This is a genomic window from Microcoleus sp. PH2017_08_TRC_O_A, assembly GCF_020738665.1.
Taxonomy (GTDB): domain Bacteria; phylum Cyanobacteriota; class Cyanobacteriia; order Cyanobacteriales; family Microcoleaceae; genus Microcoleus.
On the sequence record NZ_JAEQCE010000022.1, the window covers coordinates 68299 to 93147 of the forward strand.

The window sequence follows — 24849 nt, forward strand, 5'->3', positions numbered from 1 at the left end:
GGCTTGAAACCAATTCTTTCTGGTAAAACAGACGGGGATTACATTTAGTTGAATAAATCAAAAATTGACAACCACAATTTTTGATTTAAATAAAAATCTATGTTTATCTAGGTTGTCTGTGGTGGTGGGGCGGGTTTATATAGATTGTTTGTGGGAAGTAAATGTGATTGGTGAACCCGCCCTTACAGATTTGTTGAAAATTGTACAAGATTTATGGGTAGGGACACAGCATTGCTGTGTCCTAATTTGTATGCTAACCAATCAGTTATTCTTGGATAGCCATGCAGGTAGAAAGCATTTTTGCCACTCCAACAATCGGCAATTGATTGAGCATTTCCGCCGCAAAAGCATCAATCAGCAAATAGCGACTTCTTTCTAAATCTAAGCCGCGGCTTTGCAAGTAGAAAAGTTCATCATCTTCCAACTGGCTGACAGTTGCACCGTGGGAACATTTAACGTTATCCGCCACAATTTCCAACTGCGGTTTTGTATCGACACGTGCTCTCGGCGACAGCAACAAATTCCGGCTCAATTGTCCGGCATCTGTTAATTGTGCGGCTTTGCGAACAAAAACTTTGCCGTTAAATACAGCGCGGGCTTTGTTACCGACAATGCACTTGTGCAATTGCCGACTTGTGCCGTGGGGATGATTGAAATCGATTAAACTGTGAGTGTCCGCCAACTGTTCGCCAAAGGCTACGGTTAAGCCGTTTAAAGTTGTTTCGGTGCCTTCCCCGCGCTGAAATACTTCTAAATTGTGCCGCGATATTTTGCCGCCCAAACTGATAGCATGACAAGTATAACGACTATTGCGCGCTTGCTCGATCGCGCTTTTGCCAATATGCACCACATCCAAACCTTCGCGCTGAAGCCGAACATGATTCACAGTGGCGTTTTCGCCGACAACAACATCCGTCACAGCATTCGTAAAAGCGGGTACATTGCCGATAGTTGCGTAATCCTCAACGACAGTGATGTTGCTGCCAGCCTCAGCTATGATTAAGCAGTGCGGCTGACACATCGTCCCAGATGCACCTGGTGCGGTCAAGAACAGCAAATGAATCGGAAGGTCGATCGACATATTAGCCGGTACGAACACCACCGCAGCATCCACCAAACCCGCAGTATTCAAGGCTGTGAACACTTCAGTTTGCTGTTTGTGCTTGCTCAAAACATCGGTGATGCGCGATCGATATTTTTCCGGTACATTGGATAGATTACCTACATAAAAGTCCGGCAAATTCCCCGTTGACAAATCCGGCGCATAAAAACCGTTAACAAATACCAATCTTAATGGTAAATCATCCCGATTTTTCACAGGCATAATAATATCAGTCAGCTTAACATTTGACTGATTGCTCTGCGGTACATGAAAAGGAACTTGCAAAACCGGCGACAAATCAGTAAAGCGCCATTCCTCATCCCTCACCGTCGGAAAACTCGCAGCCAGCACATATTCAGTCGCCGCATCCCGCAAATCCTGCAACCCGTAAGTCGAACTTTCGCTATTAGCAACCTCCAACTTACCGCACTGATTAACCAAATCAGCCAAAAACATTTCCCTAGTAGCAACCTGAGTATTTATCATCGCGCGCCAACTCCTGCTGCTTCTTCTTCCACAACCCAGTCATAACCGCGCTCTTCCAATTCCAGCGCCAACTCTTTCGGGCCAGTTAAGATAATTCTACCAGCTTCCATGACGTGAATGAAATCAGGGATAATGTAATTCAACAACCGCTGATAGTGAGTAATCACCAACATCGAATTTTCAGCATTTGACAACTGATTCACACCGCCAGCAACAATTTTGAGAGCATCGATATCCAAACCAGAATCAGTCTCATCCAAAATAGCTAACTTCGGTTCTAATATAGCCATTTGCAAAATCTCATTCCGCTTTTTCTCGCCGCCGGAAAAACCTTCATTGACGCTGCGGTTCAAGAAAGAGTCATTCATCTTAACAATATCCAGCTTTTCCTCGACAAAATCCTGGAAATCAAAAGCATCTAATTCTTCCAATTCGCGATGTTTACGGTGAGCATTGTAAGCCACGCGCAAGAAATCCAGATTGCTGACACCGGGAATTTCCAAAGGATATTGGAAAGCTAGAAACACGCCAGCTAAAGAACGTTCTTCTGGCGGTAATTCCAGTAAGTTCTGCCCCAAAAATGTTACTTCTCCGCCTGTTACTGTATAAGCGGGATGGCCTGCTAATATTTTGGATAAGGTGCTTTTTCCTGAACCGTTCGGGCCCATGATGGCGTGGATTTCGCCTGATTTAATTTCCAGGTTCAAACCCTTGAGGATTTGAGTATCTTCGACATTCGCAGTTAAATTGCGGACTGATAGAATCACTTGACTATTTTCAACAATCATCTCTTTTTTTCCTTGGCCTCAATGCAGTTTACAGTGGGTGGGGGCGGGTTTATTTAACCTGTTTGCACCGTTTAAGGTTTTTGGTGAACCCGCCCCTACAAGTTTTTGATAATGGTGCAAGATGTGAGTTCTATCAGGGGCTTTTTGGTGGGTGGGGGCGGGTTTATTTAACCTGTTTGCACCTTTTAAGGTTTTTGGTGAACCCGCCCCTACAGTGAGTTCTATCAGGGGCTTTTTGGTGGGTGGGGGCGGGTTTATTTAACCTGTTTGCACCTTTTAAGGTTTTTGGTGAACCCGCCCCTACAGGTTTTTTGATAATAGTGCAAGATGTGAGTTCTACCCGACACTTCCTTCGAGTTTCAGGCTCAACAGCTTATCAGCTTCCGCCGCAAATTCCATCGGTAACTGATTGAAAACGTCTTTGCAGAAACCGCTAATCATCATCGAAATGGCATTTTCTGCGGAAATTCCCCGCTGCGCGAAGAAGAACAATTGCTCTTCCCCAATCTTAGAAGTCGAGGCTTCATGTTCCACTTTAGCAGTATGGTTCTGCACTTGAATATAAGGGAAAGTATTCGCTTGAGCGTTATCGCCAATCAGCATCGAGTCGCACTGGGAATAATTGCGAGCGCCTTTCGCACTCGGCCCCATTTTCACTAAGCCGCGATAACTGTTAGAAGAATTCCCCGCCGAAATTCCTTTGGAAATAATCGTGCTGCGAGTGTTTTTGCCGACGTGGATCATTTTGGTGCCGGTATCAGCTTGCTGCTTGTTGTTTGTCAGCGCTACCGAGTAGAATTCGCCCACCGAGTTGTCACCAACTAACACGCAACTGGGATATTTCCAAGTAATCGCGGAACCGGTTTCTACTTGTGTCCAAGAAATCTTGGAATTGACTCCTTGACACAAACCGCGCTTTGTCACAAAGTTGTAAATGCCGCCTTTCCCATTAGCATCGCCGGCGTACCAGTTTTGCACTGTGGAATATTTGATGTCGGCATTGTCCATTGTTACCAATTCCACGACGGCGGCGTGCAGTTGGTTGGTGTCAAACATCGGCGCAGTGCAGCCTTCCAAGTAAGACACAGAGCTGTTTTCTTCTGCGATAATTAGGGTGCGCTCGAACTGGCCGGAATCTTCGTTGTTGATGCGGAAATAGGTTGACAATTCCATTGGGCATTTTACGCCTTTGGGAATGTAAACGAAGGAACCGTCGGTGAATACGGCGGAGTTGAGGGCTGCGAAAAAGTTGTCGCCGACTGGTACGACAGTGCCAAGATATTTTTCGATTAGTTCGGGATAATCTTTGACGGCTTCTGTGATGGAACAGAAGATAACGCCGTCTTTGGCTAGTTTTTCTCTAAAGGTTGTGGCAATTGAAACGCTATCGAAAACGACATCGACGGCGACATTTCCCAGCCGTCTTTGTTCGGATAGGGGAATTCCCAATTTCTCGAAGGTTTCTAATAGTGCCGGATCAACTTCGTCCAAACTGTTGAGCTTTTTGGGCTTTTGTTTGGGCGCGGAATAGTAGATAATGTTTTGGTAGTCGATCGCGGGATAGTTGACATGAGGCCAGGTCGGCTCGGTCATGGTCAGCCACTTGCGGTATGCTTTGAGGCGGAATTGCAGTAAGAATTCCGGTTCGTTTTTCTTGGAGGAAATCAGCCGCACTACATCTTCGCTCAAGCCGCGAGGGATGGTGTCTGACTCGATGTCGGTGACGAAACCGTATTTGTAGGGCTGGTTGACTAGGGTTTGGGCTGTGGTAGAACTCATTATTTTGCGTGTTCAGTGTTCTAGATAATGCTCTCAAAGATGGCAGACGGGCAATCAACGGAATTTTAGATTTTAGATTTTGGATTTTGGATTGGGGAATCTTGGTGCAAGCCCTGTCCTTTAAGGACGGAACAATCGTAAATAGTAAATCTAAAATTTCTAAGCTTCACACTGAGCGGGTGGAGTAAATCTAAAATCCAAAATCGTAAATCCAAAATTGGTTGGCTGTCTGGGCTTGAGCGAGTTTTGCTGGACTGCTCTGTTGAGTTAAACAACAAATCTGTTGCTTTACTATATTTTAAGCTACATTAACAATAGTGATATTGTCAAAGTCTCAGAAATATTTTTTTGTGAAGATGATGCAGACTCAGCAGACTTCCACTAAACAAGACATCTTGCAGTTTTTGCTCAAGGGGGGTCAAGGGACGGCTCTCCAGTTGGCGGAGTCTTTGGATGTCAGCCCCCAGGCGATTCGCCGTCATTTGAAGGATTTGGAGGGGGAGGGGCTGATTCAGTATCGGTCGGTTCAGGCTGGGATGGGGCGACCGCAGCACATTTATGAGCTTACCAGTCTGGGGCGCGATCGCTTCCCGAATCGTTATGGCGATTTTGCGGTTTCTTTTCTGCATACTTTGGCTGAGACTGTTGGCCGCGAGCAAGTGATTTCTATCCTGCGAAAACAGTGGCAAGGTAAGGCGATGGAGTACCGCAGGGTGATGGGTGCGGGTTCGCTGCAAGAGCGGGTGGCTAGGTTGATGGAGCTTCGCAGGGATGAAGGTTACATGGCTGAGTGGTATCCTGTAGATTCTGTGGATGATGATTTGTGCGATCGCGATAAGGGCGATCGATTTGTGTTTATGGAACACAATTGTGCTATTTCTAATGTGGCTGAAACTTTTCCGAGTGTTTGTGGTAATGAGTTGGAGATGTTTGCTGCTGTGTTGCCGGATTGTACGATAGAGCGCACTCACTGGATTATTGATGGGGAACACCGCTGCGGTTATTTGATTATTGCAAGGAAGGAAGTTCGGCAACGGATTTTGTAACGGATTTTGTAACGGATTTAACGGATGTCACGGATGTCATGGATTAGCAGTAACAAATAACAAGTAACAAGTAACAAATAACAAATAACAAATAACAAATAACAAATAACAAATAACAAGTAACTAATAACTATGGAACCATTAGCTGATTTTTTAAAGCCGGAAGAGTGTGCGGAAGTTGATATGGCGCTGTTGTCGTCGAAGGAAAAGTTTTCGGCGCGGCTGGCAATTTATGCTTTGAGGGTGTTGAAGCAAATTGCTGGGGAGACTGGTTTGCCGGTGGCTGAGGTGACTAATGGGCAGGTGATGGATTGGGTTAAGAATGATGAGAGTATTCAGCAGTCAATTCAAGTTGATGCTAGTTTTGAAAACTTTTTTACGAATTTGGTGGTTGCGTCTTTGCGGCCTTTGAGGCAAATTGCTGTGGAAGTTGGAGGGGCGATCGAGCAATTAACAGTTAAGCAGGTTGTGGCGTGGTTTGTAAAGGATGGGAAGATTCGCAGAGAACAGGGTGTGGATGCGGCGTTTTTGGATTTGTGATAGGACTGATGGGCGGGCAGGATGCCCACCCCACAAGAAAATTTACTCTTTGTGTCTTTGTGGAACAGGCATCTTGCCTGTTCAGTGAGAAAGGTGCAACATCTCAGCAAAAAATCTTTCAAAAAGGGGTTGACAAACTTAGGGGAGTTTGGTAATGTAATGGATGTCGAGCGAAAGAGATGCAAAACATCAAATTTAACGCAGACACAGGATTCAAAGTTTTCAAAGCTTTCCTGGTGCTTATGATGTAATGGAACCACTCCGATCCATCCCGAACTCGGTTGTTAAACGTTGCTATGGCGAAGATACTCGGCGGGTCACTGCCCGGTAAAATAGCTCGGTGCCAGGTTAATAATAAATTAAAGCTCTTTTCCCGCAACAACGGAAAGGAGCTTTAGTTTTTTGGGGAGTTGTTAGTCATTATCTTTATCACTCGGCGGTTGAAACCGCTTCTACACAAACGAAGTCCGCCTTCGCGGACTGAAGAATAAGAGGTAAAACTTTATGAAGATTAGTTATGATTCCGAAATTGACGCTCTATACATTAGACTTGTAGAAGGTAAGCATGAGTGCCGAACTTTACAGTTAACTGACGAAATTGCTTTAAATATTGGGGAAAATGAGTTATTGGTAGGGATAGAAGTTTTAGATGCTACACAGGTTTTAGGTAGTGGAAATGTACCTAATGTGGTGCTAGAAAATATAGCTTTTACTGTAGCTTAAACAGGGAAAGCGATCGCTACCTGTGCAAATCTAAGTAAGGATGAGTGGAAAAATGATCCGTACTTTTGATGCAAAATCTTATACAGATTTAGTGGTTCGGTATCAACCAAAACCGATCGCCAATGAAGCAGAAAACGAGGCTGCGATCGCTCTCGCTTGCGAACTGGAACACGGCCCTATGCGATCGCAGGAGGAAGAGCTATTTCTGGAGCTTTTGATAACGCTGATTGAAAAATTTGAGGCTGAAAATTATCCAATTCCCGCAGGAAATGGTGGTTCAATGTTGCAACATTTAATGGATGCGAGAGATTTGGACAAATCCGATCTGATTCCTGTTTTGGGAACGGAAACTGAGGTTGATAAAGTTTTTGTTAGTGGAAGGGCGATCGAAATAGATGAAGCCAGAAAATTAGCCGATTTTTTCCACGTGGATATTAGTTTGTTTCTTTAATTGCGATCGCAGTTATCGGTTGGGAAGGGCGGGTTTATCAAGATTATCGGTGGGTGGCAAGAGCGATCGGTGAACCCGCCCTTACAATTTTTATTCAATATCGCCCTTAAACCAACTCCACATCACACTGGAAATGCCGAATGACCGTAGGGGCGGTGCCCCCGTGCCCGCCCGATTATAGCCGTTATCGCCGCGTCAAGCCCTCTACCGAAGTAACCGTATAGACGTTCTCCAAGAAATCTAGGGGATTAGGAGCTCCAAGAAGATCGAATGATAGTTGTTTGTAATCATTAGCAAATAGTCCTCCTCCCCGTCCATTCCCAATCCCAACGTCTAAGAAATTATCCAAGCTTTCACTACCCGGTCCTCCTAGCTCTCTCCCGCGATTTGTCAAAGTGAAATTTAACTCTCCTTGACCCTTTTTATCTTCTGGAATTAGAAAACTGGTAGATCCCAGACCTTTTTGACCACTACCCGTGATCTCTACAATTCTGCTGTCGTTGGCCGGATTCGAGTATTTGACATTCAGGTTAGCAGTCCCCAGATAAGGGATAGCAGACGGTTTTATCTCTATTTTTAAGGAGGCAGTGGCTGGTGCTGGGGGACTTGGATTTGTACTTGGCGGTGGCGGAACTGTCGGAGATTGCGGATCGCAAGCATTGATTCCTAATTCTTTGCGAAGATTAGATGATAGTTCGCCTTTACCATCAAAGAAAAATTTGTTGATGCCACTAAATAAGTTTTGAACTGAATCGCCAATCTTAAGAAGTTTTGTCAGTGGCCCAGGAAGAGGAATTTTATCTTCGGCCGCTCCTGTTACTGCTTTTTTGAGGGCTTCGTCGTTGCCAAACAAAGCTGTACAAATAACACCAGAAGTTTGACTGATTACTTCAAATTCCTCAATGGCACTGCTACTCCCATTTACTGGTAATCGAAATTTTTCCAACACAGATCCAACCTTTGCAGCACCATCTTTCCATTTACTTACCATATCTGCTGTTTGCTCAAATGCGTCACAAAAACCTTTGCCAAAAATGCAACTAATCTCTAATGCTAAATTTCTGGCAAAGTCAGTTCCAAAGTCTCCTATTTTCCCAACTTCGGTTTCGCCTGTCGCACTTTTCTCTATTACGCTGCCTGATTTATTGTCAATTCGTTGCAGGATAACTGAGTTGGAGGAACCTGCTTTTTGAAGTTCGCCTCTTGTCCCATCTGGATTGTAGCGAACTGTGAATGGTTGAAGGCCACTGTTGCCCTGATTCGATGGTGTGTATCTGACAGATTCCTGATACACTTGAGTGTCAGTTTTTTTGATGGTAGAAACAAACTGACTTCCATCACTGCCTGCAAGAGTCATTTCATAAGTATCGGCTGATATCTGTCTGGCTTTTGGGATGTCATAAGTTACAATGTTTGCTTTTACTAAGCGTCCTCGCACGTCTGTTGGTGACACTCCTGCAACTCGACCCAAGATCGCACCAGTAGCACTATTTTTAATTACCGTATCTGAACTTCCTGGTACGATAGAAGCTGCTTCTAAAGTCACTCCTGCTTCTGTTAAACCGTCAGTTAATCCAATAAAATCATCGCCTTTATTGAAGTCGGTGATTATATCGGCAGCAGAGGTCGTGATCGCAGCACTACCACTGGGCAAAACAAAAATATCTTGACCCGTACTGCCAGTCAAAGTATCTATCCCAAAGTCACCGTACAGGACATCATCACCATTGCCACCGTCTATTAAGTCATCACCCTTTCCCCCATAAATTGTGTCGTTCCCTTCGCCGCCGGAAAGATTATCGTTCCCTTGATTTCCGTTCAGAAAATCGTTTCCCGCGCCACCCTTGAGCAAATCAGCACCACCTCGGCCCTCAATTCGGTCATTTCCTTCGTCGCCATAGACGATATCCCCGGATTCTGAGCCTGTAATCGAATCCGCACCGCCTAAGCCTCGCAAACCACCTAAAAGAGTATCGAGCAAGCCAAGGGGAATCGTAAATGTGTCGCTTCCCTCTGTCAAAATGTAAGCACTACCATCGATCGAAAGTGAGCCACTACCGACTTGAGAAGTCGATCGCCCAATATCGCCATCAGCACTACCGGAGATAAAGTCGTTTCCTGTGTTACCATTCAAAAAGTCTTGCGTGACAGAACTTTCTAGCGTATCGTTGCTTCCCAAGCTAAAGATATTCTGGATATTCTGAGAATTTGATACCGTCTCTTGAGTCGCGGCTTTTTTGAAAGGACAGCCGCAATCCGCTTGATCTTTGGCGCTGCTACCGTTCAGTATGTCATCGTTCTTGTCCAGCAAAGCTAAATTGTCAGGCATATAGTGCTTCTTTGTGTTGGTGATTTAAGAAATCTACCTCACCTGTCTCATCTATGTCATGGCTGAAAAAGCCCGAAAAAGACTGAAAAAGCCCGAAGTTTCCCCAACTTTATATTTTCTTCACTTAACCCATGCAGCCCAACGACGATCGCCCGTTGCAAGCCGTCCCTGACGATAACGAATTGCTGAAATTGGTCGATGGTCTAATATTTGAGAAAACAGGCAAACATCTCAACACGCTACAACAGCTAGTGTTGCAGGGAATGTATGATGGCAAAACCTACGAAACGATCGCCCGCGACACCCGCTACACTACAAAATATGTCCGAGAAGTCGGCTACAAGCTGCTCAAAAATCTCTCCGCAGTGATGGATGAAGAGATGCAAAAAGGCAATCTCAAAGCTGCGATCGATCGCCGAAATATCAGCAACACTTCAAACTTCGGTAGAGATTATATTCAATACGTCGAATACGTTCACACCCTCAACCTTAAACCCTGTCCTTTTTTGCCTAGCAACTCCGACAGCGATCGCTCCACTGAATCGAAATTCAAAACTCAGATCGAACGGCTCGAAATTGATGTCGCTGAAGTCGTTTGCAAATTGCACAGTCAAGGTATCGAACCATCTCAAATCGCTCAGTTGCTTGGCTTGTCGGATACGGTAATCGACAAAATATTGCGTGAATTATCATAGATAAGGGCGATATTCAATAATTTATGCTGCTTTATAACTTAATGCTTTACTGTCTTCCAAGTACCAGAGAAAAGTATGAGTATCTAGTAGAATATTCATGTTTACATATAATCCTTTAAATCTTCGATAGGTTCATCAAAATCATCAGAGATCCAGATTTTACCTTTCCACATTCCAAGCCCCCCTCGCTTTGTCGGCTTTTCTTGGGTTGAGTTTTTAGCCTGCTTTTCTATCAAAAACTCAATATAATGAAGCACTTCTGTCTGAAGAGACTCAGGGAGTTCTGCTAATTTTTCTAAAATGAGTGGCTGTATCATGGTTTCTGCTCGCGATCGCACCATTTACTCCATTAAAGCACCAAAACCCAATGTCAGCAACAGAATAGCCCATTATCTGGCCCGATCGCCCAAAATCGCACTCACACCATCATCATTCTGCAACTTGCCGAAAATCACCCGATCGACTATTATTCCTAGTAGCAGTCCTAGACGCACGGGTAGTCAGAAACCGGGTTTTTTCCGAGATTCTTTGTTACAGCCCAATTCAATCGCAAAAACCCGGTTTCTTGGGTTTTGATGCGTAATTCCTATTGATATAACAACCGACAAAAACATGACAGCAATATTGCCACCTTGGATAGTTTTAGACTCCCTACTGCACAACTGGCTGCTAGAAGATATCGGTAGGGGCGATCGCACAACATCGGCTTTATTCCCCGCAGCCAGCATCCAGGGTACTGCTAAATGGATTGTCAAGGAGGCTGGAGTCGTCGCTGGATTGCCGATCGCACATCGCACATTTAAACTTTTAGACAGCAGCCTCAGTTTCATCCCCCAAGTACCCGAAGGGAAACTGTGCGAAAAAGGAGAAGTAATCGCCGAGATTTCCGGCAATTTCGATGCGCTGCTAACCGGAGAAAGAGTAGCATTAAACTTGGCAATGCGTTTGAGCGGCATCGCTACTTTAACTCGGAAATATGTTGACAAAATTGCCGATTTACCCGTGCAATTGGTGGATACCCGCAAGACAACACCAGGATTGAGATTGCTCGAAAAATACGCGACTCAAATCGGTGGCGCTTGCAATCACCGGATGGGATTAGATGACGCGGTGATGATTAAAGACAATCACATTGCGGCGGCTGGGGGAATTGCCGAGGCGATCGCCCTAATTCGCAATTCTATCCCCTATCCGCTGACGATCGAAGTTGAAACCGAAACTCTGGCTGAGGTGGAGACAGCTCTTCAGCACAAGGCGGATATTATCATGTTAGATAATATGTCCTTCGATTTGATGCGGCAGGCTGTGGCAATAATTCGGGAAAAGAGCGATCGGGTAAAAATTGAAGCTTCCGGGAATGTGACTTTGGAAACTATTCGGAGTGTGGCGGAAACCGGAGTTGACTATATTTCTACGAGTGCTCCAATTACGCGATCGACTTGGCTGGATTTAAGTATGAAAATCAGTTGACAGTTGACAGTTGACAGTTGACAGTTGACAGTTGACAGTTGACAGTTGTCAGTGGGAGCATCTCAGTTTTTTATCTATAGTGCGAGCGTCCCCGCTCGCGTTTTTTATCTATAGTGCGAGCGTCCCCGCTCGCGTATTGTACAATACGCGAGCGGGGACAGCACTATAATAAGACAAATGCTTTTTATAAAAATGAGATACTCCGGTTTACAACTATCAACTGACTACTGTTAACAGTCAATTATTAGACATCTCCCATAATTGTTGTGGAACAGGCATCCTGCCTGTTCAAAATTGGCATTTTGGGAGGGTTCTATTGGTTAGTTATTACCAATAACAAATAACAAATAACCAATAACCAATAACTACTTCGAGATAAAATGCACCCAAAAATTCCCATCAGCCATACAAACGCTGCGGATTAAGCGATAGGAATAGTGCAAGTAAGAACCGCTGACAGTTGTGTCATAACCCGTGGGGAACCATTCGCCATAGGGATCGTGAACGAAGAATCCTTCGCTGTCGTAGCCTGCGGCAACTATAATGTGACCGAAAGATGTGAAGTATCCGTGGATGACAGCGGGATTTCCGCTGGCGAGCCAATCTTGAACATCATCAATCGTTGCATTCTCGGTAAAGTAATCTTGAGCGCCGTAATCTCTAACAATTTTGGCTAAATCTCTCGGTTCCCAGCGACTGTAACCTTTGTCGATCGCATATTGGTAGAGTTCATCTTCATATTGTCCGGTTTTTTGGCGCCGGGGAACTCTCAAAAAGTCCAAACACATCGCGATGGAAGTAACATTGCAAGAACCTGTAGGATTGTACAAGTTATCCATTTGCGATCGATAAGGAATGCCCAGTCTGACAGTCGGCGGATTCGGTTTGGGATACAGCAAAACGCCGTCTAGAGTAACTTGAGCGTGTCCTCCGTAAACATACCAAATCCCTGAACCTTTGAAAGACTCGTTGCGGAGAGCAACTCTAATATGGCCGCGAATCGGAGCAAAAGCCAGCAGTTCAAACTCTTTTCCCGCTGGGATTACTTGTTTTTCCGCTTCCTGAAGTTGAGAAGACGCCAGCGGTTTTGATTTAAAAATTGTGTCTTTGAGGATTTTCAGGATGGGGCGAGGTTTGGGAATGTCCGCCGGTTTGGTTTCGATCAGCTTTTGGGCTGTGATTGCTCCCAAAAAACCCGGCTCGCCGCACTTCATCAGGGTTTGAAATCGGTGGAGGGCTGCGGTAGAAAGAGGGCCAAAGATGCCGTCTACTGGAGGTTTCAGTAAACCTAGGTCAATGAGGCGACTTTGAATTTGGCGGCTCAGTTCGTCGTCCGCAGCGATCGCCCTAGAATCATACCTAATTTTTGACTTGAGAAAGTTTTGTAATTTCATGATTCCCTGCGCGCTTCAATGATTCCAAGTTTATCCTCTCAGAAATTTACGGCAATTTTACCGATCGTCCGCACCTTAAGGGCTTTGTATTCATGATTCGATACAAACCTTTAAGGCGACAGCCGATCGGACTTGACGGAGTATTCTCTAATTAAACATGACGGTGATTTAACTTTTTGGTGCCGTTGCAAGTCTCCCTAGCTTAGCCATGAAACGATCGCGCTGTTTAGCAAAAAGTCGATTTTATGCTTCGCTGGGGCGAATTACCACCACACCCATGGCGTCGGGAGATAGGTATTTGACGGCGGCTTCCCGGATATCCTCCGCAGTTTGAGCTTGGATGCAGGCTGCGTAGTTGAGGGCGGGAGCGATATCTCCTACCATCGACTGATAGTAACCGTACAAACTTGCTCGATCGCTCGGAGTTTCGTTACCGAAGATAAACCGATTTGCTACTTGGGTGCGGATGCGGGAAATTTCGGCATCTGTCACCAGTTCGGTTTGTAGAGTGCGGATGTGTCCGACGATAGCTGCTTCCACTTCTTCTATATTTTCTGTCGCTAGTTGAGCAGAAATCGAGAATACACCGCCGAGTCGCTGAGTCATGTTGCTGACAGAAATTGACGAGACTAGCCCTCTGTCTTCGCGCAAATCCTTAACCAAGCGAGTTGTGCGCCCGTGGCCCAAGACTGTCGCCAAAACGTCGAGGGCATAGGTTTCGGACATTTCCACGAAACCTGGCACCCGCCACATGACAATCAGTCGGGCTTGCTGGAGGGCTGAGTCTACAAATTCGCGGCGGACTGTTTCGGTAAATGGCGATTCTTGGCCGTAGTTGAGAATTTCGGATTCTGGGTGAAAGCTGCTGACGGCGGGCAGATTTATGGTGCTGTTTTGTGCTGTGCTTTTGGCGGCAAAACTTTCTGCGACAATTTCAATTAGTCGATCGACCGGCAAATTACCTACTGCGACTGCTGTCATCGCCCCTGGCTGGTATCTGCTGCTGTGGAAATCCCGCATTTGTTGGGCGGTAAGATTTTCGATGACGGAAGTCGGGCCGAGTACGGGTCGCTTGTAGGGCAGGACTTCAAAGGCTAATTGCATCGATCGCTGATAGGTGCGGCGGCGCGGATTGTCTTCCGATCGTCTAATTTCTTCCAATACTACCAGCCGTTCGCGATCGAAGGCGTCGTCGGGAATGCTGGCGTTGAGCAAGACATCGACTTGGAGGGGAGCTAGTTCGGCAAAATCTTTAGGAGCTGTAGTGATGTAATAGTTCGTGTAATCTTGGCTGGTAGCTGCATTGGTGACAGCGCCGCGTTGTTCGATCGCCCGCTCAAATTCTCCGCTAGGAATGCTGGGAGTTCCCTTAAAAATCATATGTTCTAAAAAGTGCGCCATGCCGTTGATTTCGTCGGATTCAACGGCTGAGCCTAAATTCATCCACACGCTGAGGTTAACGGCATCGACCGGCAAGTGTTCGGCTATAACTGTGAGGCCGTTGGGGAAATGGCGCACTGTTGGGGCGTTGAGGGGCGATTTGGAGGAGGCTTTGAGTAGGGTTGATGTCATGCGCTTTTAAAATTATCTTGTTATCTATATCTTAAAGGGTCTTTTACGAAGGGATCGGGCATTTGGCATCTGCCATTGGCTATAAAAACTGCGATCGTTCTGGTTTTTCACTCTTGGACGCACCAAATGGCTAAAAACCCGGTTTCTTCCTAGATACCTCGTTACCAAACCGAATATTCTGCGAGAAACCGGGTTTTTTCCTCACTCCTAGGCGGAAGTCCTGTTAAGATTTCTGCGATGGCTGCTCCGTCGTTGCCGATCGCGATCGTTAATTTATTTTAATAATTTGTGCAAAGTCCTCAGTTTTTTGGTGACAGCACTCAATGGACAATCGAAAATTGCATAAAAATTTAATATTTTCACAGCCTGCTTGGCAGCGATTTGGGCGATCGACCTCTGGGAAAATCGGCTTAATTTTGACTGTAGCGCTGATTGTTGTGGCAGTGTTAGCCCCCCTAATTTACCCTTATAATGCTGCGGTCGATCGCGATTATTTATCCCGATTAGTGGCTCCTAGCGTCAAACATTGGTTCGGAACCGACAGTTTGGGGCGAGATTTGCTGGTGCGGGTATGGCACGGATTGGGGATATCTTTGATTGTCAGCCTGGTTTCTGTGGGTGCGGGATTATTTGTGGGCTCTCTGTTGGGGCTCTTCGCCGGATATTTTCGCGGATGGGCTGAAGTGGCGATCGGGATTTTGGCGGATATTTTGCTAGCTTTCCCTTCGATCTTACTGGCGATCGCCATTGTTACCGTCACCGGGCCCAGCTTGCAAAGCGTAATTATCGCCGTCAGCGTCGTCCAAATTCCGATTTACATCCGCCTCACACGCAGCATGGTGCTATCCCTGCGAGAACAAGAATTTGTGTTAGCTGTCAAGGCCTTAGGCGCCAGCGACTTGCGGATTATTTTTCGCCACATTTTGCCGGGAAGTCTCGCCCCGCTTGTTGTACAAGCAACTCTTTCCACAGGTACAGCGACGCTAGAAGCTGCTGGTTTGGGTTTTCTCGGTTTGGGCGCGCAGCCGCCAGCCCCAGAGTTGGGGACGATGCTTTCCGATGCTTTCAAAGGCGGATACGCTCTTTCGTCTCCTTGGACGATTTTGTTTCCCGGTTTGTTGATTACCTTGACAGTTCTGGGTTTCAACCTTTTAGGCGACGGGCTGCGAGACGTTTTAGACCCCAGGGGGAATTAAAGGGGAGAGTCGGACAGTGGGAGAATTTATACTTTTGGCTTCAAAATCTAAAATCTAAAATCTAAAATCTAAAATCAACTTGACTGGTGTCACAATGTACGCGAAACTTTACATACAACTGATGTATTGCTTCTACCTATTAATAACTTCTGTTAAGTTGTGACTCAAAACCTATCAATTAGTCAAAATTGATATAGCGGTTTGTGAGTCCGCCAACTCTTAAGAAGCGACCTCAGGAGGCATCGTCCCCGGCTTGCTGGTGTCGGTGTCATTATTGTTCCTATTCAGTCAGCCCGGATTATGGAAACACTAGAATTTGTCATTTATCCAGATGGCCGCGTACAGGAAACAGTCACCGGCATTGTCGGTGCTTCCTGCGCTGAGGTAACGGCAGCAATTGAAGCCCAGCTCGGTGTGGTGCTTCATCAAGAGTCAACATCTGAATATTTCGCGCAAGTGCTGCATCAGTCAGCCGAAGCGACGGCCCAAGTGGCTTTTAGCGATTGGTAATCTTTTTTGTTCAGTTCACTTAAATTTTTTTGGAACCACCATGTCACACTTTAGCCAAATTAAAACCCAGATCCGCAATTTGAATTCTTTGGAAGCTGCTTTAACTGACTTGGGTATCGACTGGAAGTCTGGCCCCACTGAGGTGCGCGGCTATCGCGGCCTCACCAGCACTGCTGAGGTGGTGATTGAGCAAAAAAACGGCTATGACTTAGGTTTTAGCTGGAACGGGACTGAGTATGAATTGGTGGCGGATTTGCAATTTTGGCAGCAAGCTTGGTCTGTCGATCGTTTTCTGAATAAGGTGACTCAGCGCTACGCTTACCATACTGTGGTGAATGAAAGCGCTAAGCAGGGTTTCCAAGTTTCTGAGCAAAAGCAAAATCAAGACGGTTCGATCCGCTTGGTGGTTCAGCGCTGGTGCGCTTAAGGGTTGTTTGAGATTTTTACAATTCAAGTCTCATCTCAAGTCCGCCCGTGCGGACTTATTTATTATCAGAAAATTGGGTTGAAAACCCTGTCCTTGTAGCACGGCTTTTTGCCATTTTTAAGTAAAAGAAAAAATCCATCTTCACCGAATAGCGGGGGTTTGAAGCCCCTGCCTTTAGGCAGATTGTGATAAGAACGGAGTTTAAATCTCCGTTCTTATCACTTCGCTGTCAACTGTCAACTGTCAACTGTCAACTGTCAACTGTTTAAAAATGAATATGGTAGGATAAACAAATCAGACAAGATTTAAAAACCTACCCCCGGACTGGGGGAAAGTCTACGCCCAAAACATTTTTGAGGAGATATGACTACGCACTTGAGAGTGCAAACGTAGTCAGCCTGGGAACCCACGCTTGCGCGGGATATTTTGACAGAAATGTCTTAAGAATCCCCGTACCTTTAGGTCGGGGAGTGTCAATATTGTGAGGGATCTAAATGTCTGAGCTTTCTGGACTCGGAATAGATACAGCAGGCGATCGCACTGGTTTAGAGCCTGAGTTGGGCGGATTTTTGCGGGATGCGCCCGATCGCACTGGTTTAGAACCGGAGTTGGGCGGCGTCTTGCGCCAAAAAGGCGTTTATGTTGATGAGATTACCTGCATCGGCTGCAAGCACTGCGCCCATGTTGCTCGCAATACTTTCTACATTGAGCCGGATTACGGGCGATCGCGCGTAGTCCGACAAGACGGAGATTCCGAAGAGTTGATTGCTGAGGCGATCGACACTTGTCCGGTAAATTGCATTCACTGGGTTGACTACACCGAACTCAAGAACCTCGAAGAAGAGCGTAAGGATCAGGTGATTCCCGTAGTTGGTTTTCCCGTGGATATGGCTACAGTTCAGGCGGGTGTTCGCCAGCGCCAGAAGGCTAAGGGCGATCGTAACTCCAAACACAACCATTGAAACCCACCATCAAAATCCACAGCTTGAAACCTGTAGCGACAAAAACAAAGCCCGCCTGCGCGGGCATTTTTTATACAAAATATAACTTTCTCCGACTCTTAGTCCGCGGAGGCGGACTTCGTTTGTATAGCAGCGGTTTCAACCGCCGAGTCAACCGCCGAGTAACTTATTTCAAAGGATGGTGATCCGCGAGAATTTTCTCAACTCTAGCCTCATCAATTCTCGCAGTCAATCTAGTTGCCTCATTGTTATCCCGAATCGTTTTTGCTAAAGTAAAAGACGAACCAACCGAAAAAGTTAAACCCATACCCACGAAACTTTTTACCCAGATATCTACGGGCAGATAAATGACACCTATAGCCGTAGTGGAAATAGCTAGAATAAAGGAAACCCAGCACTGTAAAATCCAAGCATTAGTATCTCTTTGACGTACAATTTGTTGCTGCATAATGCCTCTATCTAAAATATATCTTTTGGTTCATTAACTTTAAGAATAGAGAGTATAAATGAAGCGATCGGGAGAGATAGGGACAGTTTGGATAAGTGCACAGGGCGATCGATATTTTTAGTAAAAATGCGATCGCTGTAGATAGGGTTTAAGGCTCTCTAAAGACTTGGTGGGAGTAGACAGTTAGGAAACTGCACTAAGGGAGATTGATTTGGGATGATTTACTCACTGGTTTTAGAGCATTCTCAAAAGTTCTTTTCGGTTCTTGCAGGGCTTTACCAAACCCGACTGGTACACCTTAGCGATGAAAGGTGATTGATTCCCACGAATAAATCGTTGCATATTTTCCAAGGCATTTACAAAAGCTTGTGCCACTACAACTCCAGAAACATCGCCACCCACAAATGCAAACAGCCGTACATTACCTTGAGCCACAGCCAATAACTCCAAAGGACGACTAGCAATTTTCTTGTCCTTTGTAAGTACAACCCAATTGCTTTCTCCAACTATCCTCAGCCAATCCTCATCCTTGACATCTTGCTTAAAATGATCGTCATGAATTTCTACTGTCGCCCCCGCATTTCGTAATGAATCTGCCAGTTTTTTTCCTAAACATCTGTCAATAAAAAATATCTCATTCATGCTACTAGCGGAAGTTCGCAGCGAATACCTTCCTCTATTTGGAGGCGCGAGCAATTGTAGTCCTCGGCAAGTTCGTCTATGGAATCACCCGCCTTGTAACGTTCTGCCAGCATAGCTGTAGGAATGCCAGTTCCAGCTAAAACAGGGCGGCCAAAGGAGATTGTGGGGTCAATCATCACTGTTTTAGGTTCGTCGGAACCTGGTAGCTTCGTGAAAGGGAAGAGTTTGATAGGTAATCCAGCTTCATCTCGTACAATGCGATCGAAATAAGTGTCTAGAATCTGCCTCGCTTCCTGCTTCCTGTCCGATGTTGCAAGCTTCTGTCCGCATTTCTCAAACAAAAGAGCAATTCCCTCGACTTGAAACTCAATTCGAGCGTATAAGTGAGGATTAGAAAAATTACGGTTGACGCATTTGAGAGCCGTACTAAGTTCCTGGCGGGAGAAGCCTGTAGCCTTAACAATAGCAATCAACACATGAGCCTCTACCAAATTGGTGAAAGAAAGTAGTCTAGTTTTGGACTGGGGCAGCAGTTCAAGATTATTGTGTTGAGGTAACTCAATCAACGGCTCAAAGAAGTGCTTGTCCGTTTTTGTTTGCGAGTACCAGCCAACAACCCAATGTCGCAACATATCTCTCCGCAGCCTGAGATATTGTGCTGCTTGAGGGATAGAATATATCGGAATATCCCGCAGTTCAAAGTTGTTAGTATCAGCCATAGCAGTTGTCCTAATTCTAAATACTTATATTTTTGCACAGTTCGCGGGCGATCGCAAAAATCTCTCCCGACCATACCCAGATACCCGACTTCTTCAAGAAACCGGGTATCTAAAGCAACCTATTTAGCTGCTGACAGCGCTGCGGATTACTTATTTTTCTGCTGAGTCTTGGCTTGTTCGATCGCAATTTCCCTCACAGCTTGGAAAGAACTCAAATTCGACGAACCCTCAATCGCCTTCACCGCCAAATCTTGAACCTGTTTCAAAGCAGAATCAAGCTGTTTCGACAAACTCGCAATCCGCGATTCCTGATTTTGAATTGTCTGCAACATTCCTTGAATTTGCAATTCATAATTTTGCTTTTGTCCCTCGATATCCTTAGCAGACAAATCAGCCTTAACCTTAGCTTGATAATTGCCAATATTGCGACCATTATCTTTCCCATTCTTGATATTAGCTTCCAGTTCCTTCGGGAAAGCTTCCACCTTAGCCTTAACTTCAGCAGACAATTTTTCCCGTTCCGAAATAGATTTTTCCCGTTCCGCCCACTGTTTCTCCTGTTCCTGACGAAACTCTTCAATTTCTTGATACAGTCTTTTCTGACGCTGTTCGTATCCTTCGATATCCAAATCTCGCTGAAGATTCAGATCGTAATCATACAACTCTTCATCCCGATCGCAATTTTTTTGCTGATTCTCATTGCGTTCTGTAACAGCCAACTTTTGCAACTCCTGCTCTTTTTCCCAAGCTAGACGCTGTTCCAGCAATTCCTGTTCAACAGTATCGCGCTGTTCGGTGAGTTCGTTAGTAAAAGTTTTCGCACTTTGTTCGTACTGTTGAATTAAATTATCCAGCGTATCTTCCGCAACATCTTCTAAACTGTGCAACTCTTGCAGTTGTTGAACTTCCTCCCCCACAGTGCGCCGCAATTCTTCCAGTTTAGCAGCTTCCGAAGTTAATTTTTCCGACAACTCGCTGACAGCGCCACCAAAGCCAAATTGTAGCAAGATTAAATTATCAATTGTGGACTGCATTTTTTGTTGAGATTGACTTAAAGCCATTGGTTTTTGTGCCTCCACAATAGGTTTTTCTGGTGCTGCTGCTGCTGCTGATGGTTGTTTTGGAGAAGCATTTAGCTGTTTAATTTGCAATTCTAACGCAGCTTTTTCTTGCGCGGCTTCCTTGTACGCTTCTAAGATTTCAGCCTTAGTGCTTTTGTCCGTAAGTTTTTTGTTCATGGCTTTTCATTTGTTAATATTTGGGAATTTGTTTCGTAGTAAGGACTTCAGTCCTCAAGTGTTGAGAAAATAATGAATAAAGTCCTCACTGCGAACCGGGGAAAGGACTAAAAGCCTCACTACCAACCGGATTTTAAGCTTTGCTCGCAAAAGCTTTCATTGCCAAATCTTGTGCTTGCTTCATCGTAGCTTGCAGTTGTGCAGAAATTTCGGCGATTTGTTCAGTTTGGCGCTGCATTGTCTGCTGTAAAGATTGTACTTTCAACTCATATCCCTGCTTGCTTCCTTCCCATTCTTTATCCGCTAAATCTGCCTTGACTTTAGCTTCGCGGGAAACTTCTTGAATTGCTTCTTCTTTAGCTTTGATGTAAGCCTGTTTGAGTTCTTCTTCAAATCCCGCAGCTTTGGTCTGATTCTTTTCAAACTCCGCTTGATTGTCGCTGAGGACTTTTTCTCTTTCTGCCCAGTTTTTATCTTTTTCGCGGGTAGACTCTTGCAATTCCCGTTCTAGTTTGCGCTTCGTTTCTTCGTATTCGTCGGTTTCAATTTTGCGATCGCGCTGCAATTCGTATTGATAATCTGCCGCTTCCTGCTGGCGCTGTTTAGTTGTGAATGCAGTTTTTTCGGAAACTGCGGTGTCAAATTCTTGCTGTTTTTTCCCCCAAGTCTTGCGTTTTTGGGTCGTGTCTTTTTCGATAATTTCACGTTGGTTCGCAGCATTTTGTTCGAGTACAGTCAATTTTTCTTGATGCTCTTGAGTTAAAATGTGGAGGGCATCTGCTACAACTCGAATTTGCTGCAACTCCTGTAATTGTTGAGCTTCAATGTCGATCGCCTTTTTTAACTCATCTAATTTTGAAGATTCCGCCTTCAGTTTTTCGGAAAGTCCGCTGGTGATGCTACCGAAATCTAATTGTAAGTCGGCCAAGCCTTTGACAATGCTGTCAATTGTGTAGGTAGAGGCGACTTCGAGGAGTTGTTTGTTTTTAGCTTTTTCGGCTGATTGTTCTTTCGTTTCGACTTTAGATTCAATTTTTTTCTTTTCAGCTAAAATCTGCTGAAAATTTTGCAAAATTTTGGCTTTGCTATCTTTAACATTTGCTAGTGTCATAATGCTTGTTGCTCCTGATTCAAACTTTTCGAGACCTTGTTACTAAGACGTGTTGAACTATCCTAAGTTCCGGAGTTGGCTGAGAATAGATCGATATTTTTTGGCTGCATTTGGTGGGAAGTTTGGATGATTGCTCTCAAGAGATTTGAGAATTTTTTTACAGCGAGCGCACCGATTGGCTTGCCAGCACTCGCAATCGTCAACTATACTTACAAGTGTGTCTTTAAGCAGTTGATTTTCTGAGAGCAAAGCTTGGTAATTTCGCCGGATAGATTCGGCAACTACACTCATGTGCTGGAAGTCTTCGGTGAGACTTTCGATGTCGTTAATTGTATCTGCCCGAATTTGGTCGAGTAGCTCGCAATTTTCTCGCAAACGGCTTTCTTGCAGGTTTGGTTTGGTTTTAATTTTCGTTAATTTCTTCATTTTACTTTTCGCTGTCACAGTTACGGAAAAGGCGCGATTAAATCGCGCCTTTTCCACAAAATTAGAACAAGTCAGCAGTTGCTCTGTCTTCCGCTGATGGCAGCGACATATTACCGTTGGAATTCAAAGCAATAGCATCGCTTTCACCGTTGGCGTGAGCGGCCATCAAGGATGCAACTTGTGCTGCTGGTAGGTTATCTAAACAAATCATAGCCCTGGTTCCTTCCAAGTCAATCATCCGCGATTGATTGCTCAGATCGGATAAAACTGCTGCTGCTTGATCGATAACTCCCCAGTCTTTTCGCTCCATCCACGACCATTTTAAACTGTAGTAATTAATCGGTTTTACTACTCCGCTGTCGTCGGGTTTTTGACCGGAATGTTTGACAAATTCGGGGATAAAAATTCCGGTTGCTGGCTCTACGCCGCGCGATTGAACTGATGCGACTAAACGGTTAAAATCGTTCAAGCTGCGGTTTTTGATGTAGGTCACCATCACAACTCCTTGGGGCAGTTCGCCTGTTTCTGCGACGAACCAAAGTTGACCCCAAAGTGTGTGGGAAGTTTGACCGAGGGAACCGAAGAATTTGGCAAATTTGAGGATGGTGATCGAACACTTGGAACCGTAGTCTGTGTCGCCGATCGCCCATTGGCCGCTTTGGCAGTTGTTGCGAACTGCGATCGGGATTTCTGGTACTAGCAAAGCATTGCTCGGTTTGGCTCCAAATACTGAAAATGTAGGTCTTTCTTTTGTAGTAGTCATTGTTCGTTTTTCCTTGGTTATTTATTTGCTGGTAATTGGTAATGGGTAATTGGTAATGGGGAATTGGGAATTGGTAATTGGTAATTGGTAATTGGTAATTGGTAATTGGCTAATTCTCCCACTCTCCCCCTCTCCCCCTCTCCCACTCTCCCCCTCTCCCCTTCCGATTACCGAATGAGATGTGTTGTCGCTTTTGGTTCTGGATATGTATACTCAAGCATCGCCTCTTGTTGAGCTTGCATAATTCGCAGCGCGGTGAGCAAATGCTCTAACGTTTCTAAGTGCGCTGGGGTGAAGTGGATGCTGAAACCTTCGCCATCCCGTGCGTAGCCCGGACAAACCAGTGAGGCCGAGCTTTGTTCTTCGTGGGTGGCGATGTATAGCCAGTCATCGTCTTCGAGCTTGTAATGCGTGTCTGTCCAGGTTCTCAGCATTTGCTATCTGTTCCTCCTTAATTTGCTGCGTACAAGCGTTTTGACGCCCAGCGCCGATCGCTCCTCTAAAGTTAATGGTGCTATATCTAGTGTTTTGTCTGGGATATTTTGCACCCTCAACCATACCTGTGCGGTTAAGTTGGTTGATTAAACCGTCAACTAAACCTATGGTAGCCTGTGTTGATTTTCCCGTCAAGTATTTTGTTGAACTTTTCATCAAAACAGGCTAGAATGCCTGTCAGGAGGCGAAAAACCGTGGAACAAACATTTGGAAGACTGATCCGTCAAGCTCGCAAGGACAAAGCTTACTCACAACGTGAGCTAGCGGGTATGTTAAGTGTGGATTTTACTTATTTGTCGAAGCTGGAGAACGATCGCGCCGATTATGCGCCAAAAGAGGAGGTAATCCGAGCATTAGCGCGGAATCTCGATATCAACGAAGAGGAATTGATTTTTCTGGCGGGGAGACTGCCTCAGCAGTACGAAGCGCTGCTGAAGCAGAATCCGAAGGAAATGCAGGCTCTTTTCCGGCGGATGCAAGAAAATCCAGATTGGCTCAAACAATCTTTTGAAGCGTAACAGAGGCCTATCACAGTGAGTATTTTTAAACCGTATTGCTTCTATCCCAAAGAATCGATCGAGCGTTTGGCAAATGACATCCTGATGCAGATGCAGAAAACGCAAAATTTTGCTCCGAAATGGCCTTTTGAAGCGACAACGGTGGCTGATTTCCTGGATTTGGGCGTAGTCTGGGACTGCATTGAACCCGATGAGGAAGGTGCGATCGCCGCTAGGATTTTACCCCAGCAGCGGTTAATCGAAATCAACGAATTGATTCTCGAAAAACCGCCGGGGTTCATCGAATCGACGATCGCCCACGAAATCGGCCACTGGGTGCTGCACGTCAATCAAGACGAAGCAGACGGGACTGTGAAACAGTTGGAACTCAACTTGGGCGATACAGAAAAAACCGCCCAGGATGTCGAGGAACCGTTTGTGTGTCGGGGCGCGGGTGCGGATAATAAGGTTTTGTCGATCGAATGGCAAGCGCAATATTTCGCAAGCTGCTTGTTAATGCCCCGATGTATTTTGGAAGATAAAAGACAGGGACGGGATTTAACAAAGTGGTCGCATTTATACAAAATGAGAGATGAATTGGGAGTGAGCATTTCCAATTTGACAAACCGCTTGCAAGAGTTTGGCTGGATTTACATTCCCAAGGGAACCCGCGAAATTTATGCCGGGAAAGAGGCAGCAAACGGTCAGCAGCGGTTGTTCGGATAAAGTACGATGGGATTTGAGAGTTTATTTCAAATCTCTATCATCTTTTGAGGGTGTGAGGAATGACGGAAACAGATTTAGAGAATACTGAAGAAGAGCGAAACTGGAGACAAGACAAGCTGCTAACTATTGATGAGATTGAGAGGCTTCAAAAAGGGGGTGAAAATATTCATCTACTCAAAGGTAAACGCAATGCTTCAAAAAGAGACCTCTACAAAGACACAGAAGGAAATATTTATGTTAAACCTAAAGGTGGTATTGGAACAGGTGAATTCACTGATTTGAATATTAATGATTTTTAATTAATCAAAGAGGAG

At 45.3% G+C, this 24849-nt stretch carries 29 protein-coding genes and 1 rRNA gene; 14 read left to right on the forward strand and 16 right to left on the reverse strand.

What is annotated here, in order from left to right; translation table 11 throughout:
- Positions 1–265: 265 nt before the first annotated feature.
- The 3 genes from sufD to sufB all read right to left on the reverse strand — a co-directional run bounded on the left by sufD (position 266) and on the right by sufB (position 4155).
- On the reverse strand, positions 266–1588 hold the full coding sequence (sufD, locus tag JGK22_RS09750; protein WP_293229503.1) for a Fe-S cluster assembly protein SufD: 1323 nt from the start codon (positions 1586–1588) through the stop codon (positions 266–268).
- Positions 1585–2376, reverse strand: a complete 792-nt coding sequence (sufC, locus tag JGK22_RS09755) for a Fe-S cluster assembly ATPase SufC (RefSeq protein ID WP_293196594.1) — start codon at positions 2374–2376, stop codon at positions 1585–1587. Before sufC ends, sufD begins: the two co-directional genes overlap by 4 nt.
- Before the next feature lie 336 nt (positions 2377–2712).
- The gene (sufB, locus tag JGK22_RS09760) at positions 2713–4155 is read right to left on the reverse strand and encodes a Fe-S cluster assembly protein SufB (protein ID WP_293274583.1); all 1443 of its coding nucleotides are present in this window, start codon (positions 4153–4155) and stop codon (positions 2713–2715) included.
- Between the two features lie 356 nt (positions 4156–4511).
- Here sufB and sufR point away from each other — a divergent pair, with 356 nt between their 5' ends.
- The 5 genes from sufR (at position 4512) to JGK22_RS09785 (ending at position 6915) form a co-directional block, all read left to right on the forward strand.
- A complete protein-coding gene (sufR, locus tag JGK22_RS09765; protein WP_293229508.1) occupies positions 4512–5201 on the forward strand; it encodes an iron-sulfur cluster biosynthesis transcriptional regulator SufR in 690 nt (229 codons plus the stop codon).
- A 132-nt stretch (positions 5202–5333) separates the two neighbouring features.
- Positions 5334–5741 (forward strand): hypothetical protein, encoded by a 408-nt coding sequence (locus JGK22_RS09770; RefSeq protein WP_293229511.1) that lies wholly within the window; start codon positions 5334–5336, stop codon positions 5739–5741.
- 232 nt (positions 5742–5973) lie between these two features.
- Positions 5974–6090, forward strand: a 5S ribosomal RNA gene (gene rrf, locus JGK22_RS09775).
- Positions 6091–6245: 155 nt separating this feature from the next.
- Positions 6246–6464 carry a DUF2283 domain-containing protein gene (locus JGK22_RS09780; RefSeq protein WP_293312764.1) on the forward strand — a complete coding sequence of 73 codons (219 nt, stop codon included), beginning with the start codon at positions 6246–6248 and terminating at the stop codon, positions 6462–6464.
- A 40-nt stretch (positions 6465–6504) separates the two neighbouring features.
- On the forward strand, positions 6505–6915 hold the full coding sequence (locus JGK22_RS09785; RefSeq protein ID WP_293196604.1) for a transcriptional regulator: 411 nt from the start codon (positions 6505–6507) through the stop codon (positions 6913–6915).
- Positions 6916–7099: 184 nt separating this feature from the next.
- On the opposite strand, the gene JGK22_RS09790 is transcribed toward JGK22_RS09785, so the two are convergent.
- Entirely contained in the window at positions 7100–9244 is a 2145-nt protein-coding gene (locus JGK22_RS09790; RefSeq protein WP_293175362.1) for a calcium-binding protein, read from the reverse strand.
- Between the two features lie 131 nt (positions 9245–9375).
- On the opposite strand from JGK22_RS09790, the gene JGK22_RS09795 reads away from it, so the two are divergent.
- Complete coding sequence (locus JGK22_RS09795) at positions 9376–9939, forward strand: hypothetical protein (protein WP_293175360.1); 564 nt, start codon at positions 9376–9378, stop codon at positions 9937–9939.
- Positions 9940–10040: 101 nt separating this feature from the next.
- On the opposite strand, the gene JGK22_RS09800 is transcribed toward JGK22_RS09795, so the two are convergent.
- Entirely contained in the window at positions 10041–10256 is a 216-nt protein-coding gene (locus JGK22_RS09800) for a DUF2281 domain-containing protein (RefSeq protein WP_293175358.1), read from the reverse strand.
- Positions 10257–10551: 295 nt separating this feature from the next.
- Here JGK22_RS09800 and nadC point away from each other — a divergent pair, with 295 nt between their 5' ends.
- Positions 10552–11409: a carboxylating nicotinate-nucleotide diphosphorylase gene (gene nadC, locus JGK22_RS09805; RefSeq protein WP_293312766.1), complete on the forward strand. Its 858-nt coding sequence runs from the start codon at positions 10552–10554 to the stop codon at positions 11407–11409.
- A gap of 365 nt (positions 11410–11774) precedes the next feature.
- On the opposite strand, the gene JGK22_RS09810 is transcribed toward nadC, so the two are convergent.
- Together JGK22_RS09810 and JGK22_RS09815 are read right to left on the reverse strand one after the other, a co-directional pair.
- A complete protein-coding gene (locus JGK22_RS09810) occupies positions 11775–12803 on the reverse strand; it encodes a C39 family peptidase (protein WP_293270325.1) in 1029 nt (342 codons plus the stop codon).
- Between the two features lie 243 nt (positions 12804–13046).
- Positions 13047–14375, reverse strand: a complete 1329-nt coding sequence (locus JGK22_RS09815) for a pitrilysin family protein (RefSeq protein WP_293276667.1) — start codon at positions 14373–14375, stop codon at positions 13047–13049.
- Positions 14376–14698: 323 nt separating this feature from the next.
- Here JGK22_RS09815 and JGK22_RS09820 point away from each other — a divergent pair, with 323 nt between their 5' ends.
- The 4 genes from JGK22_RS09820 to JGK22_RS09835 all read left to right on the forward strand — a co-directional run bounded on the left by JGK22_RS09820 (position 14699) and on the right by JGK22_RS09835 (position 17470).
- Complete coding sequence (locus JGK22_RS09820; RefSeq protein WP_293216830.1) at positions 14699–15571, forward strand: ABC transporter permease; 873 nt, start codon at positions 14699–14701, stop codon at positions 15569–15571.
- Positions 15572–15871: 300 nt separating this feature from the next.
- Positions 15872–16081, forward strand: a complete 210-nt coding sequence (locus JGK22_RS09825; RefSeq protein ID WP_194071124.1) for a DUF2997 domain-containing protein — start codon at positions 15872–15874, stop codon at positions 16079–16081.
- A gap of 40 nt (positions 16082–16121) precedes the next feature.
- Positions 16122–16508 carry a DUF1257 domain-containing protein gene (locus JGK22_RS09830; protein ID WP_293175346.1) on the forward strand — a complete coding sequence of 129 codons (387 nt, stop codon included), beginning with the start codon at positions 16122–16124 and terminating at the stop codon, positions 16506–16508.
- Positions 16509–17002: 494 nt separating this feature from the next.
- Entirely contained in the window at positions 17003–17470 is a 468-nt protein-coding gene (locus JGK22_RS09835; protein ID WP_293312768.1) for a ferredoxin, read from the forward strand.
- 166 nt (positions 17471–17636) lie between these two features.
- Here the strand turns inward: JGK22_RS09835 and JGK22_RS09840 are convergent, their stop codons facing one another.
- The 9 genes from JGK22_RS09840 to JGK22_RS09880 all read right to left on the reverse strand — a co-directional run bounded on the left by JGK22_RS09840 (position 17637) and on the right by JGK22_RS09880 (position 23468).
- Positions 17637–17918 carry a YiaA/YiaB family inner membrane protein gene (locus tag JGK22_RS09840; RefSeq protein ID WP_293149023.1) on the reverse strand — a complete coding sequence of 94 codons (282 nt, stop codon included), beginning with the start codon at positions 17916–17918 and terminating at the stop codon, positions 17637–17639.
- 234 nt (positions 17919–18152) lie between these two features.
- Positions 18153–18560: a hypothetical protein gene (locus JGK22_RS09845; protein ID WP_293175342.1), complete on the reverse strand. Its 408-nt coding sequence runs from the start codon at positions 18558–18560 to the stop codon at positions 18153–18155.
- Positions 18557–19279: a DUF433 domain-containing protein gene (locus JGK22_RS09850; RefSeq protein WP_293175340.1), complete on the reverse strand. Its 723-nt coding sequence runs from the start codon at positions 19277–19279 to the stop codon at positions 18557–18559. Before JGK22_RS09850 ends, JGK22_RS09845 begins: the two co-directional genes overlap by 4 nt.
- Positions 19280–19425: 146 nt before the next feature.
- Positions 19426–20517 (reverse strand): hypothetical protein, encoded by a 1092-nt coding sequence (locus JGK22_RS09855; RefSeq protein ID WP_293189456.1) that lies wholly within the window; start codon positions 20515–20517, stop codon positions 19426–19428.
- Between the two features lie 133 nt (positions 20518–20650).
- A complete protein-coding gene (locus JGK22_RS09860) occupies positions 20651–21628 on the reverse strand; it encodes a hypothetical protein (RefSeq protein ID WP_293312770.1) in 978 nt (325 codons plus the stop codon).
- A 57-nt stretch (positions 21629–21685) separates the two neighbouring features.
- Entirely contained in the window at positions 21686–22054 is a 369-nt protein-coding gene (locus JGK22_RS09865; protein ID WP_293175334.1) for a hypothetical protein, read from the reverse strand.
- 61 nt (positions 22055–22115) lie between these two features.
- Positions 22116–22817, reverse strand: a complete 702-nt coding sequence (locus tag JGK22_RS09870) for a hypothetical protein (protein WP_293175332.1) — start codon at positions 22815–22817, stop codon at positions 22116–22118.
- 167 nt (positions 22818–22984) lie between these two features.
- The gene (locus tag JGK22_RS09875) at positions 22985–23251 is read right to left on the reverse strand and encodes a hypothetical protein (RefSeq protein ID WP_293312772.1); all 267 of its coding nucleotides are present in this window, start codon (positions 23249–23251) and stop codon (positions 22985–22987) included.
- Entirely contained in the window at positions 23205–23468 is a 264-nt protein-coding gene (locus tag JGK22_RS09880; RefSeq protein WP_293175327.1) for a hypothetical protein, read from the reverse strand. The genes JGK22_RS09875 and JGK22_RS09880 overlap by 47 nt, the downstream gene beginning before the upstream one ends.
- Positions 23469–23506: 38 nt before the next feature.
- On the opposite strand from JGK22_RS09880, the gene JGK22_RS09885 reads away from it, so the two are divergent.
- The 3 genes from JGK22_RS09885 to JGK22_RS09895 are packed head-to-tail and all read left to right on the forward strand — an operon-like array spanning position 23507 to position 24834.
- Positions 23507–23830 (forward strand): helix-turn-helix transcriptional regulator, encoded by a 324-nt coding sequence (locus JGK22_RS09885; protein WP_190739559.1) that lies wholly within the window; start codon positions 23507–23509, stop codon positions 23828–23830.
- Between the two features lie 15 nt (positions 23831–23845).
- Positions 23846–24535: an ImmA/IrrE family metallo-endopeptidase gene (locus JGK22_RS09890; protein ID WP_293204447.1), complete on the forward strand. Its 690-nt coding sequence runs from the start codon at positions 23846–23848 to the stop codon at positions 24533–24535.
- A 59-nt stretch (positions 24536–24594) separates the two neighbouring features.
- Entirely contained in the window at positions 24595–24834 is a 240-nt protein-coding gene (locus JGK22_RS09895; RefSeq protein ID WP_293175323.1) for a polymorphic toxin type 33 domain-containing protein, read from the forward strand.
- Positions 24835–24849: the final 15 nt, after the last annotated feature.